Source organism: Luteolibacter luteus (assembly GCF_012913485.1).
In the GTDB taxonomy this organism is placed as follows: domain Bacteria; phylum Verrucomicrobiota; class Verrucomicrobiia; order Verrucomicrobiales; family Akkermansiaceae; genus Haloferula; species Haloferula lutea.
Genome location: NZ_CP051774.1, coordinates 2,318,578 through 2,331,080, shown reverse-complemented (window position 1 = coordinate 2,331,080; position 12,503 = coordinate 2,318,578). Strand labels below are relative to the sequence as shown.

Here is a 12,503-nt window from a genome sequence, read left to right as displayed (position 1 = left end):
GGTGGAGAAGGAGGTCGATCTCTCCGTGGAAGAGGTTGCATGAGCGGTGGAGAAAGAGTCGGTGTCGACGAAGGGGTAGTTTCAGCGTTAACTTTCAAAATCCCATCCATGGCTATCTCCACAAGGCTCTTGCGAGCCCATATCAAGAATCGCGACCTCGTAAGCATCCGAAGGGAAAGCGTCGATAGAAACGGGATGCAAGGGGTCGTGCTCGATTGTTCTGAAAGCCTTGTCCTCATCCAATACGTCTACGACTTTCGTCTGGACGGGTACAAGATCTTGAGGCGCTGCGATCTTTCCGAGGTCAGGTGTGATCCCGCGGATCGCTTTCAGAAAGAGCTGCTCGAAGTCGAGGGTGTCTTTGATCAGATTGAATTTGGTTTCAGGGTTCCGATCGCCTCCTTTGAATCCTTCCTGCAGACGCGCGAGGACGACGAGATCATTATTCTTGCGGAAGAATCGGAAGACGATCCGGGTTTCTGGATCGGTTCGGTCGCCGGCATGGATGCCGATGCCGTAGAGATCCGCCATTTCACAAGTACCGGCGTCGTTGAGGAGCCGTTGCCTTGGGTAGTGATGGATCGGATTACCTGCTGCCAGATCGATACAAATTACATCCGCTGCTATCGACGCTACTTCGATCGATTGAGGCAGGAGGATAGCGTCAGGTCCGCGAGTGGACTATAGCCCCGCGGGGGCGAGGTGTGCCCTTCCTTCGTCGATGGCGGCTTGCCATTCCATGCTGCCTTGGAGCGACGGTGCCGGGAAAGGAGCAGCGGGCTGGGCATCGTGTGGTCGAAGCGTGAGGGCCCACCACCCCACATCATGCCAGGCTCCGAACTTGTGGCCGACGTTCCGGTAGGTGCCGACGGGCTCGAAGCCCATCGATTCGTGGAGGCCGACGCTGCCTTCGTTCGGTAGGGTGACGCCCGCATAGAGATTGTAGAAACCTTGAAGCTTTAGCAAAGCGAACAGCGAGGTGTAGAGTGCGCGGCCGATGCCGCGGCGGTGATAGTCTTGGTGAATATAGACGGAGACATTCGAGGACCACCGGTAGGCGGCGCGTTCATGGTGGGGAGAGGCATAGACGTAGCCAGCAACTTTCCCGTCGATCTCGCAGACCAGCCAAGGGAATCGTTGCTGAATGGCGGCCATGCGCTTCCGGATCTCTTGCGCCGAAGGCGGATCGATTTCGAAGGAGATGACGCTATCCTGCACGACCGGTTCGTAGATCGCCTGGATCTCCTCCGCGTCTTGTGGCGTGGCCTGCCGGATGATCGCCTTCATGATTTTCGGGGTTTCTTTCTGCAAGCGATGGCTAGGGGAATTTGGATGGTCGTGGTAGCCCGGAGTGTTAGTTCTGAGGCGAGAGCATCAGATGGTCGAGATTCGACATGCCGTGCCGGAGGATGCCGAGATGACAGGGGAAACAGACACAATGCGCGATAACGGTGGTCCATTCATATTCCAGATGTCGTCTTGACCGAGGTAAGGTCCCAATCATGTCTTTGGAAGCGATGAGAAAAGATCACACCGCCATTAGCGGGATTCAACTAGCAGCGGAAGAGCCGATTCGCCTGCTTCTAAGGGAAGAGTATGGCGACTTGAAACCTGGGAAAATCATTCTGTCAGATGGATCGCACGTGAGTGTCGACGGCTTGTCGGATGATGGTTTAACCATAGTCGAGGTTTTCTGCCGACAAGGGTCTCTTCTCGATGGTCAGAAGAAGAAAGTGGCGCGCGATATTCTGAAGCTAGCAATGTTGAAAGCAGAAGATCCCGAGCGGAGAGCGGTTTTCTGTTATGCGAATACGAAGCTTGAAGGTCATCTTAAAGGCGGCTCTTGGTTTGCCAAGGCGGCGACGCATTTTCAAGTGGAGCTCAAGAATCTGCAACACGCCCTTCCAAAAGAACTAAAAGAGGACCTTGAGGCTGCACAGAGACTCCAAGCAACGAATCGAGGGCAGCGGAAGTTCAGGAAGGGTGTGAGATAGCGGGGTTGCGAGGCGGTGTACAACAACCGCTCAATCAAAAAGCGATTCAGCGCCTGTCCCGCCTTTCGAGAAGCTGCGCCGCGACACTGATGGCGATCTCATGGGGGTCGTTATCGCCGATGGGAAGGCCGAGGGGACAGGTGATTTTTTCCAGTAGCGACTCGTTGATGCCCGCTTCGCGAAGATCCCGCAGGAGAGCCGCGCGCTTCGAGGCGCTGCCGATGACGCCAAGGAAGGGAATGCCTGGGAAGAGGGTGAGGACTTCCCTTAGAACGGGAACGTCGCTGCCGTGGCCCTTTGTGATGGAGAGCACGAAGGAGCATTCGTTGAGCAGGGAGGCGCCGGCCTCGAAAGTGGCGAGGTGATGTGTTGTGATATTGGCGGAGGAAGGAAGGCGTTGGAGCCAGTCCCGCCGTGTATCGACGACATCGATCTGGCAGGAAAGGGATGCGAGCACCGGAACAAGGGCTTGGACGATATGACCGGCGCCGAAGATGGCGATGTGCCAGGGTGGCTTGGCGGCGATGCGTTCGAAGAGCAGGGTCATCTCGCCGCCGCAGGTCATGCCGATGTCTTGCTGGAGATTCCAGCAGTGGAGCCTGGTGGCCTCCGATGAATCTAGTAGTTGCCCCGCTTCTTCCAAAGCGCGGGCTTCGATGCGGCCACCGCCTACCGTGCCGGAGAGAAGTCCCTCGCGGCTCACGAGCATCTTGGCGCCTGTCTCGCCGGGAACGCTGCCACGTGCGGCAGCGACGGTGACGACGACGAGTTCGGTGCCGATTTCCATGCAGCGGGTGATCTCTTGCCAGGGATTCATCGGGGAAAGGTGCGGTCACCGATCATCAGTCGAAGCGTGCTGAAGGATGATGAGCGGGGGATTCGTGACCAAGGGGTGATTTGAGGGTCGATGGACGGCGTGTCGGGAGGGACCATTCTGCGAGCCGGAGGCTCCGCGCTCCCGGGCGCTGGCGCGTGACTAGCGCGTGATCACGGCTTCGATTTCGCCGTGGGGTTCATCGGTGGGTAGGAGCACTGCGTTCTGGTTCGGGCGGCTGAGCTTGGTGAGGTCGAGGCTTAGGAAGTGGACGTTCGGCATTTTCAGTTCGATGCGGGAAATGTGGGGCACACGTGCAAGGGCGAGTTCGCCAATCTCGAAGAGGGTGCGTTGGACCGAGGGGCTGTAGGTGTTGGCGAAGACCTCGTGGGCGGCGGTGAGGATGGCGGCATCCGCGCTGCAGTAATCGGTGGCGGTGGAATCAAAGGACCACTCCGCGCCCAAGCGGGTGGCGAAGACGCGGTCACTGGTTGGCGGCAGGGTGGTGAACTCGCAGATATTGTAGCCTTCGAAGCCGGATTGGGTGGTCTTCATTATCAGATGCCCCCGGATGCCGGACGATAGGACCGGTGCCTGGCCACGGGAGAAGCTGCCACGCGAGAAGAACTCACCGTTGGCAGAGTGGGCGAAGGCGTGGGGATGCGGCGTGCCATCGATGCTCAGGCGGTCCCATTTCCGCTCGCGCAGCTCGATCTCCGCGCCGGCGAGGTGGGGATATGTTTCCAAGAAGTGCTTCCCGATCACCTGGGCGAAGCTGGTGCGGCAGGTGCCGAGCTGATCGTGGGCGAGAAAGTGTACCGTATTTTTTACCGTATCCGTGGGGATGATCGAGCGGTTGTCCTCGCTGAGGTAGGAGCCATCCAGTTCCCCCTGCAGGAGCACGTCCGCCTCGATCTCGCAAACATCGTGGTGGGTTTCGTCGTGCCGGATGACTTTCATCACCCTGACGCGGAACTTTCCGTACCGGTTGGATTCGAGCGTTGCCACGGGCAGCAGTTATTGGGAATTAGACGATTGATGGATAGGCTATCGACAGCGGATCTGAATGCGATGGAGAAAGATGGCTTCGTGGCCAGCCTCGGAGCGATCTACGAGCATTCGGAATGGGTTGCTTGGAAAGTGGCTGAGCAAAGGCCGTTCCAAGACCGCGCCGCGATCGCCTCCGCGATGCGGATGGCGGTCGAAACCGGGACCGACGAGGAGAAACTGGCGCTGATCCGGGCGCATCCCGACCTCGCCGGGAAACTGGCGCGCGCCGGGCAGCTGAGCGAATCCTCCACCCGTGAGCAGGCCGGACTTGGTCTGGACCGGCTTTCGGATGAGGAGTATGAACGCTTCAGCAATCTTAATGACCGGTATCGCGAGCGGTTTGGTTTTCCTTTCGTGATCTGCGTCCGGATGGCCGACCGGTCCGGGATCTTGAGTGCCTTCGAGCAGCGCTTGGGAAATCAGGTCAACGCCGAGATTTCCGAGGCCCTGCGGCAGATCCACCAGATCGCCAAGCTGAGGCTCGCGGATCTGATTGGAGAGTAGGGAGAGGCAGCCGGTGGCTCGGTCGATGGGAGCAACTCCCATACGGCATCGCGTACTTGATTCGGGTGGGGGAACTATCTAATCTGCTTCCCTCAACCTCCCTCCCCCCCAAAAAAATGAAACGTCGCATCTGCCTTGCGTGGTTCGGCGACCTCGACGGGCCCAGGCCCGGTGGTCGTGCGAAACCGCAGGAGCCATCTGCCCACGGATCTGCCGACCGTTCCGAGAGCGCCACTTCATGTCCCTCCAAGGACAAGGAGCGTCCGTCCCAACTGCGGCGCTGGATCCGGAAAAGCTGAATTCCCGGCTCCCTCTCTTCAGCCTATCTCGTAGTCCTTACCGGGCTCCGGGATAATGGCTTCGGTCGACGGCAGCTTCTCCCTGAGCTGTGCTGCGAACCATGCGCTGGCCTTCGGGTCGCCGTGCACCAGGAAGGCCTTCTTTGGGCGGACCTTCATGATGTATTCGAGGAGCGTCTCGCGGGTGGCATGGCCGCTGAAGTCGAAGACCTCCATCTCACAACGACGGGGCACGGCGGGATGCTTGGGATCGAGCAGGATCTTTTCGCCCTGAGCACCGGCACGGATCTGGCCGGCTGGAGAATCGGGGTCGGCGTAGCCGACGAAGAAGAGGGAGTTCTTGGCGTTTTCGAGGAAACCGGCGCGGGCGAATTCGTTCGAGACGGTATTCTCGCTCATCATGCCGCTGGAGAGGCAGTAGATGGCGCCGGGCTGGAGGGGCATGGGACCCTTTCGCTTACGGGTTCCGGCCTCCAACTCCATGTCCTCCAAGATGCGGAAGCTTTCGTCGCTGCGGCGGGTGCGGCCCTTTGCGAACTTATCGTAGATGACGGTCATCTTCGTGCTCAGGCCGCCGATGTAGATGGGGGTTTTCCGGGAGATCAGACCACGCTTTTTGAAGCGGTGGAGCATCGTGAGGATCTCCTGGGTCTTCCCCATGGCGAAAACCGGAATCAGGACGGAGCCCCGGCGGTCCAAGGTGCGGGCGATAGCCTCGGCGAGGCGGGCTTCCTCATCCTCACGGGTGTAGTCCGGGCGGCGCGCGCTATCGCCGCGGGTGGTCTCGATAATCAGGGCATCGACGTGCTCTTCCGGGAAAATCGCGCCCTTGATCAGGGTAGAGTCCTCGAAATTCACGTCTCCGGTGTACATCACCCGGTGACCATTGCACTGCATGGTGATGCCGGTGGAGCCGAGGACATGGCCGGCATCGTGGAAAGTGGCGCGGATATGGCCTTCCGGATCGAGATCGAAGGGGCGCTCGAGATTCCGGGTCTCGAAGGAGCGCTCGATTTCATCGATGTCCCGGTGGGTGAAAAGGGGATACTCGGTGATGCCGAGCTCCGTGCGCTTGGCCTGCATGACGTTCACGGAATTGTGAAGCATCGCGGTGGCAAGCTCGGCCGCGGCCGGGGAAAAGAAGGCTTTTGCCTGCGGTTGACGGCGCAGCAGGACGGGGAGGGAGCCGATGTGGTCGAGGTGGGCGTGGGTCACGACCACGGAATCAACCGAGCCTTCCTCCAGCAGATCGTACCGCGGGATGCCTTCCAGGCCGTCATGCTTCGGGTGAAGACCGGCATCGAGGACTACGCGAGCGTTGCCGGTATCCAGAAGGTAAGAATTCGCGCCGATCTCGGCGTGGCGGCAAAGGCTACGAAACAGCATGGGACGTGAAAGCCCCGGCACCATGGGGGAGGGGCGGGAAATGTCGAATGCTGAATTTCAGGCGCTATTGCGGGTGCAATGGCCGGAAGTCGGGGAAATTCCTTACTTCTCCAGTTCCTTCAGCACGTCCGCCGCTTGTTCGTCGGTGGAGGCCGTGAGGTCACGCCAGACGAGCTTGCCCTCTTTGAAGAGGAAGGCTTGGCGCTTGGCCACACCGCCCACGTGAGGCACTCCGAAGGCATCGGCGACCTTGCCTTCCTTGTCGGAGAGGAGGGTGAAGGGGAGCTTGTACTTCTCCTTGAAGGCTTTTTGGGCTTCCACGGTGTCCATGCTGACCCCGTAGACCTTCACCTTTTGTTCGGTGAGCTTTTCGTAGGAGTCGCGGAGCGAGCAGGCCTGCTTGGTGCAGCCCGGGGTATCGGCCTTCGGATAGAAATAAACGAGGGTGAAGCCGTCTTTCCCGGCTTCGGCGAGTTTGACGTCGCTACCGTCCTGATCCTTTGCGGTGATCACGGGAATAGAGGCTCCGGTGTCGATTGGCTCCGCGGCCATGGCCGCGAAAGGGAGGGCGAGAAGACCGGCAACGGCGGAAAGAGCGCGCAGAGGATTCATGAAGCAGGAGGGTGCCACGGGAAATCCGCGCTGCAAGGGAACGATTTTTCAATGGACAGAATCGTCCGGCGACGCTACTGCCTTCGCCCCGCCCGCAAGGGCGGTGAATTTGGTAACGGCAGAGTAGCTCAGGGGTAGAGCAGAGGACTCATAAGCCTTTGGTCGGCGGTTCAAATCCGCCCTCTGCTACCAAATCCTTTCTTGGACAGCCCGCGTAGGGCTCGTGCGCCCCGAATCCGTTAGGGATCGGCTTTTTGGAGGTGTTTTGCGGTTTCCGCCCAATGCCGCTCGGCGGGTGATCCGGATTCCAAGGCCGCAGTCATGCCGGGAGAGAGGTTCTGAGCCGGGGTGGTGGCCTCGAAGGCGAGCTCCACGAGCTTGCGGTGGTCGAAGCCGGGGGCTCGGACGAAATCGAAGATAGTACCGTCTTTTATGAGCTCCGGCCAGAGGGTTTCGGGGATCACACTGGTATCGCGGGTTTCGATCATGAGTGCTTTCAGGCGACCGCGCAGGGTCGCGAGGCGCTCTCCATGCTCCGGTTGGTCGGCGAGATTCTTGATCTCCCAAGGGTCCGATTGAGTGTCGAAGAGCTGTTCCACGGGTTGGCCCGGTTCCCAGATCTTCTTGAAATCGCCCTCCAGCTTTCCGTCCTGCCAAGCCTTTTGCCAGGCTTTCCATGAAGGCTGGCCGAGGGCGTAGCTGCTGTACGGGGCACCCGGCAGATCGGGGGTGAAGCAGCGGATGTATTTATAGCGACCGTCGGTGATCGCCCGGCGCATTCCCGGAGTGCCGTCGAAGCGGTCTCCGAAGAGGAAGACTTCGGGCTTTGCCGGGGCACGATGAGCACCGAGGAAGGCGCGGCCTTGCATCTGGACCGGGGTTTCGATTCCGCAGAGCGAGAGCAGGGTGGGTGCGAAATCGACGAAGCTCACCAGCTCTGGCACCTCCGAGCCCGGTTTAAAGGGGGAGAGGTGCTGCCATTTCGCCGGGAAATGCACGATAAGCGGGACCCGGGTGCCGGTGTCTTGAAGGTAACGCTTTCCGCGGGCCATCGCGCCGCCGTGATCGGAATAATAGAAGACGATCGTGTCTTCCGCGAGGCCATTGGCTTTCAGCTCGTCGAGAAGCTCGCCGACCCGGCGATCCATGGCGCTGAGGCAGTCGTGATAGATGGCGGTGTCGCTGCGGAACTCGGGAAGATCCGGTTGGTGGGGTGGGAGGGTGAGTGCGGCGGGATCGAGGCGGGTTTTTTCCGGGATGGTACCGTTCTGGCGGTTCTTTCTGACCGTGGCCGGGAACAGGTTGCTCTCGTGGGTGAGGGTTAGATTGAAGACGGCCATGAAGGGCTTTCCTTCGGGCCGGTCCTTATAGTGGGCTTTTCCCGAGCAAGCGTCCCAGATGGCGGCGTCCTTTCCTTTGAAGTTGTAGTCTGTTTTCGCGTTGTTCGTGCAGTAGTAGCCTTGCTCGCGCAGGTAGGAGACGTAGGGCCGGAAACTCGCTGGGATCTTCGGGCGACTGCGCATGTGCTGGGTGCCCTGGGTCACCGCGTAGGCTCCATTGAGAATGGTCGAGCGGGCGACGGCGCAGACCGGGGCATTGGAATAGGCGCGGGTGAACTTCAGGCCGTCCGCAGCCAAGGCGTCCAAGCGTGGGGTGGATGCGTCCTTGTTTCCGTAGCAGCCCAGCCAATGGGCGGCGTTATCCTCGCTGGTGATCCAGAGGACATTAGGGCGATTGGCGCTTCGGGCCGGGGTGAGTCCGGTGACGAAGAGCAGCAAAGGGAGCAAATTTGAGAGCCTGAGTCGCAAGAGCATGGGGATCCTGAGGCAAATATTGGAGCGATCGCGGCCGATTCGCCGCCATGCTATTAACTCTTCTCGAGGTCGATGGTCGTGATGACATCGCCGACTGTCATTTTCCCGTCTTACGAGCGCAAAATCCGAAACTGGGAGTGATCAAGTGATCCAAAAGCGGAGCTCCAACGTGGTCCGGGCAGCCGGATCCGGTCAGCCTTTCAAAACAAAAAGGGGGCGGGGTGACTCGATTATCACTGATTTTCAGTGCTTTCCGGAGAGTTGCCCTTGTGGGAAGTCTTAAAAATTTCGGGTTGCGAAAGCAAATCGACCGGCCGAATTTTTTTCTAAATAGGTCTTGCCAGCTTGGTCGCGGTACTTAGATTCGCCGCCCCACATCGCCCCCTGACTAGGCACCAAACGCTGTCAGGATGGCTTCATTCTCCAAACACTATCGGGTGCAGCTCCGGATAACAGGCTCCTGCGAGGGATTTTTCGCTCGCCGCCTGTCCGGTACGCCCCAAAGCGAACACCGAACCACGCAGGAATCCAATGCCGACTATTAACCAGCTCGTCCGTAAAGGACGGCAGACTCCGATCGAAAAGTCGAAGTCTCCGGCGATGACCAATTGCCCGCAGCGCCGCGGCGTCTGCCTTCAGGTCATGACCCGCACGCCGAAGAAGCCGAACTCGGCTCTCCGGAAAGTGGCGAAGGTCCGCCTCACCAATGGCTACGAAGTCATCGCCTACATCGGTGGTGAAGGTCACAACCTCCAGGAGCACTCCATCGTGCTCGTCCGCGGCGGTCGTGTGAAGGACCTTCCCGGTGTGCGTTACCACATCGTCCGTGGTTCGCTCGATACCCTCGGCGTCGACAAGCGTCGCCAGAGCCGCTCGAAGTACGGCGCCAAGCGTCCGAAGCCGGGTCAGGCTGCAGCTCCTGCCAAGGGTGGCAAGGGCGGCAAGAAGTAATCCCGCGTCGAAAGCCTTAATCTAATCCTTTCCGACCATGTCACGCCGCAAGCGCACTTTCCACAAGCCCGACCGCCGGGATTCCCGTTACGACAGCTCCCTCGTGGGTCACCTGATTTCCAAGGTGATGCAGGACGGCAAGCGGTCCCTCGCGGAACGCATCGTCTACGCAGCCATCGATAAGGCCAGCGAAGGCGTTGATACCGTTGATCCGCTCGAAGTCGTCACCCGCGCGATCGAGAACGCCAAGCCACGCGTGGAAGTGAAGAGCCGCCGTGTTGGTGGTGCCACTTACCAGGTTCCGCTTGAAGTTGCCGCCGATCGTTCCGAGTCCCTCGCCCTGCGCTGGATCGTCGGTTACGCCCGCGGTCGCAAAGGCACCCCGATGCACGTGGCTCTTGCCAACGAGCTGAAGGACGCCGCCAACAACCAAGGCTCGTCCGTCCGCAAGCGCGACGACGTGCACAAGATGGCCCAGGCCAACCGCGCCTTCGCTCACTTCCGCTGGTAAATTCCTAGAACGGGGCTCTCAGTCTCATCCCGCCATGTCTTCCAATCTCAACAGTCCTGATCGTCCGTATCCGCTTGAGCGGACGCGGAACATTGGGATTGCGGCGCACATCGACGCCGGGAAGACCACGCTCACGGAGCGCATCCTTTTCTACACGGGTGTGATCCACAAGATCGGCGAGGTGCACGATGGTGCCGCCACGACCGATTGGATGGAGCAGGAGCGGGAGCGCGGTATCACGATCACCTCCGCCGCTGTGACCACCAAGTGGTTCCAGCGCGAGGAGGAGGGTGTGACCAAGCTTTTCCCGAAGGAAGAGCAGCGCATCAACATCATCGACACACCCGGCCACGTGGACTTCACGGCCGAGGTGGAGCGCTCCCTGCGGGTGCTTGATGGCGCGATCGTGGTGTTCTGCGGTGTGGCCGGTGTTCAGCCGCAGACCGAGACCGTCTGGCGCCAAGCGACCAAGTATCACGTGCCGCGTATCGTGTTCGTCAACAAGATGGACCGGACTGGCGCAAACTTCGGCAACGTCTTCGCCGAAGTGAAGGAGAAGCTCGGCGCGAACGCCGTGCGCATCCTCATCCCGATCGGTGCCGAAGATCAGCTCAGCGGCCAGATCGACGTGGTGAACCAGAAGGAAATCCACTTCAGCGATAGTGACAAGTTCGGCTCGACCTACGAGGTCCGCGAACTCAGCGCCGAGCTGAAGGACATCGCCGCAGAAGCCTACACCGAACTGGTGAGCGCCGTGGCCGATGTGGATGACCAAATCGGCGAGAAGTTCCTCATGGAGGAACCGATCTCCAAGGCCGAGCTGAAGCAAGGTATCCGCCGCGCCACAATCGCGAACAAGCTGGTGCCTGTCGCCGGTGGTTCCGCTTTCAAGAACAAGGGTGTCCAATATCTCATCGACGCGGTCGTCGATTACCTTCCGAGCCCGCTCGATATCCCGCCGGCGATCGGCATGGATCCCGACAACGAGGAGCACAAGATCGAGGTCCACACGAGCGACAACGAGAAGTTCTGCTCCCTCGCCTTCAAGCTCTGGGCTGACAAATTCGTCGGCAAGCTCGTCTTCTTCCGTGTTTACTCCGGTGTCATCAAGAAGGGTGATACGGTCTATAATCCGCGGACCCGCCGCTCGGAGCGAGTCGGCCGCCTGATCCAGATCCAAGCTGACGAGCATAAAGACATCGAAGCCTGTTACGCCGGCGACATCGCCGCGATGGTAGGGATCAAAAACGTCACCACCGGTGACACCCTCGCCAAAGAAGGCTACGACGTCGTTCTCGAACCTCCCACTTTCCCGGATCCCGTCATCTCCATGGCGGTTGAGCCAAAAACCAAAGCCGACCAAGAGAAGCTGGCAAACGCGCTGGCACGGCTTTCGGAAGAAGACCCCACCTTCCAAGTCAAGACCGACGAAGAGACCGGTCAGACCATCATCTCGGGCATGGGCGAGCTCCACTTGGAGATCATCGTCGACCGCCTGAAGCGCGAATTCAAGGTGGAGGCCAATACCGGCGCTCCCCAGATCGCCTACCGCGAGACCATCACCGCCGAGGCCCCGGGCGAAGGCAAGCTGGTCAAGCAGTCCGGTGGCCGCGGCCAATACGGACACGTCCGCCTGACGATCCGCCCGAATGAAAAGGGCAAGGGTCTGACGATCGAGAACAAGATCGTGGGTGGCGAAATTCCCAAAGATTTCCACAATGCCGTCTTCAAAGGCGTGCGCGAAGCCATGACGAATGGCATCATCGCCGGCTACCCGGTGATCGACGTGCACGTGGACGTGCTGGGCGGATCCTTCCACGAAGTCGACTCGAACGAGAACGCCTTCACGATGGCCGCCATCTTCGCCATGAAGGACGCCTTCAAGAAAGCGAAGTCCATCCTCCTCGAGCCCATCATGGCCGTGGAAGTCTCCACTCCGGACGACTACCAGGGCGATGTGATGGGCGACCTGAACCGCCGCCGCGGGCAGATCCAGAACATGGAAACCAAGGGCAAGCTCGCCGTGATCCGCGCGAACGTGCCGCTGAAGGAAATGTTCGGCTACTCCACCGACGTGCGGACCATTTCGTCCGGCCGCGCATCCTACTCGATGACGCCGTCGCACTTCGAGCAGGTGCCAAACAACATCGTCGCGCAGATCGTCACCGACCGCGGTCACTGAAACTTTACCCAACATCTCTAACCTAATCCACCGCCATGGAAAACCAGAAGATCCGCATCCGCCTGCGCGCTTTCGACCACCGCGCCATCGACCGCTCTGCCGCGGAGATTGTCGAAACCGCCAAGCGCACCGGTGCCAAGGTGGCCGGCCCGATCCCGCTTCCTACCCGCATTGAGAAGTTCAGCGTGAACCGCTCCGTGCACGTCAACAAGAAGTCCGCCGAGCAGTTCGAGATCCGCACCCACAAGCGTGTCCTCGACATCGTCGATCCCACCGCACGCACCGTCGATGAGCTGAAGAAGCTCAACCTGCCCGCCGGTGTCGATATCGCCATCCGCATCTGAGCCTGAGATCCGGTATCTCGCCGCTCATTCCTTAAATCTCTT

Annotated in this window: 13 protein-coding genes and 1 tRNA gene; 7 read left to right on the top strand and 7 right to left on the bottom strand. The window is 59.9% G+C overall.

Translation table 11 applies throughout. The features are described from left to right. Nucleotides 1–87 precede the first annotated feature (87 nt). Together HHL09_RS09795 and HHL09_RS09790 are read right to left on the bottom strand one after the other, a co-directional pair. Nucleotides 88–531 (bottom strand): hypothetical protein, encoded by a 444-nt coding sequence (locus HHL09_RS09795; protein WP_169454430.1) that lies wholly within the window; start codon nucleotides 529–531, stop codon nucleotides 88–90. Nucleotides 532–681: 150 nt separating this feature from the next. Further along, a complete protein-coding gene (locus HHL09_RS09790) occupies nucleotides 682–1,287 on the bottom strand; it encodes an arsinothricin resistance N-acetyltransferase ArsN1 family B (protein ID WP_169454428.1) in 606 nt (201 codons plus the stop codon). 215 nt (nucleotides 1,288–1,502) lie between these two features. On the opposite strand from HHL09_RS09790, the gene HHL09_RS09785 reads away from it, so the two are divergent. Continuing rightward, nucleotides 1,503–1,994 (top strand): hypothetical protein, encoded by a 492-nt coding sequence (locus HHL09_RS09785; protein ID WP_169454426.1) that lies wholly within the window; start codon nucleotides 1,503–1,505, stop codon nucleotides 1,992–1,994. Between the two features lie 46 nt (nucleotides 1,995–2,040). Here HHL09_RS09785 and xdhC read toward each other — a convergent pair whose 3' ends face one another. Together xdhC and pucL are read right to left on the bottom strand one after the other, a co-directional pair. Beyond that, on the bottom strand, nucleotides 2,041–2,811 hold the full coding sequence (xdhC, locus tag HHL09_RS09780) for a xanthine dehydrogenase accessory protein XdhC (RefSeq protein ID WP_169454425.1): 771 nt from the start codon (nucleotides 2,809–2,811) through the stop codon (nucleotides 2,041–2,043). A gap of 159 nt (nucleotides 2,812–2,970) precedes the next feature. Continuing rightward, a complete protein-coding gene (pucL, locus tag HHL09_RS09775) occupies nucleotides 2,971–3,816 on the bottom strand; it encodes a factor-independent urate hydroxylase (protein WP_277349174.1) in 846 nt (281 codons plus the stop codon). 30 nt (nucleotides 3,817–3,846) lie between these two features. Here pucL and uraD point away from each other — a divergent pair, with 30 nt between their 5' ends. After that, nucleotides 3,847–4,362, top strand: a complete 516-nt coding sequence (gene uraD, locus HHL09_RS09770; protein ID WP_169454421.1) for a 2-oxo-4-hydroxy-4-carboxy-5-ureidoimidazoline decarboxylase — start codon at nucleotides 3,847–3,849, stop codon at nucleotides 4,360–4,362. Nucleotides 4,363–4,679: 317 nt separating this feature from the next. Here the strand turns inward: uraD and HHL09_RS09765 are convergent, their stop codons facing one another. Together HHL09_RS09765 and HHL09_RS09760 are read right to left on the bottom strand one after the other, a co-directional pair. Continuing rightward, nucleotides 4,680–6,047: an MBL fold metallo-hydrolase gene (locus tag HHL09_RS09765; RefSeq protein WP_169454419.1), complete on the bottom strand. Its 1,368-nt coding sequence runs from the start codon at nucleotides 6,045–6,047 to the stop codon at nucleotides 4,680–4,682. Nucleotides 6,048–6,149: 102 nt separating this feature from the next. Beyond that, nucleotides 6,150–6,659 carry a peroxiredoxin gene (locus tag HHL09_RS09760; protein WP_169454418.1) on the bottom strand — a complete coding sequence of 170 codons (510 nt, stop codon included), beginning with the start codon at nucleotides 6,657–6,659 and terminating at the stop codon, nucleotides 6,150–6,152. Between the two features lie 117 nt (nucleotides 6,660–6,776). Here HHL09_RS09760 and HHL09_RS09755 point away from each other — a divergent pair. Further along, nucleotides 6,777–6,851: transfer RNA gene (locus HHL09_RS09755), tRNA-Met, on the top strand. 47 nt (nucleotides 6,852–6,898) lie between these two features. Here HHL09_RS09755 and HHL09_RS09750 read toward each other — a convergent pair. Continuing rightward, nucleotides 6,899–8,473 (bottom strand): sulfatase family protein, encoded by a 1,575-nt coding sequence (locus HHL09_RS09750; RefSeq protein WP_169454416.1) that lies wholly within the window; start codon nucleotides 8,471–8,473, stop codon nucleotides 6,899–6,901. A gap of 531 nt (nucleotides 8,474–9,004) precedes the next feature. Between HHL09_RS09750 and rpsL the strand changes: the two genes are divergently transcribed. From rpsL to rpsJ, 4 genes are read left to right on the top strand one after another with little or no spacing between them, the layout of a single operon-like run. Beyond that, nucleotides 9,005–9,424 carry a 30S ribosomal protein S12 gene (gene rpsL, locus HHL09_RS09745; protein ID WP_169454414.1) on the top strand — a complete coding sequence of 140 codons (420 nt, stop codon included), beginning with the start codon at nucleotides 9,005–9,007 and terminating at the stop codon, nucleotides 9,422–9,424. A gap of 37 nt (nucleotides 9,425–9,461) precedes the next feature. Then, nucleotides 9,462–9,935, top strand: a complete 474-nt coding sequence (gene rpsG / locus HHL09_RS09740) for a 30S ribosomal protein S7 (RefSeq protein WP_169454412.1) — start codon at nucleotides 9,462–9,464, stop codon at nucleotides 9,933–9,935. Between the two features lie 34 nt (nucleotides 9,936–9,969). Next, nucleotides 9,970–12,117, top strand: a complete 2,148-nt coding sequence (gene fusA / locus HHL09_RS09735) for an elongation factor G (protein WP_169454411.1) — start codon at nucleotides 9,970–9,972, stop codon at nucleotides 12,115–12,117. Between the two features lie 35 nt (nucleotides 12,118–12,152). Beyond that, nucleotides 12,153–12,461 (top strand): 30S ribosomal protein S10, encoded by a 309-nt coding sequence (rpsJ, locus tag HHL09_RS09730; RefSeq protein WP_035611700.1) that lies wholly within the window; start codon nucleotides 12,153–12,155, stop codon nucleotides 12,459–12,461. The last annotated feature ends 42 nt before the right edge of the window (nucleotides 12,462–12,503 follow it).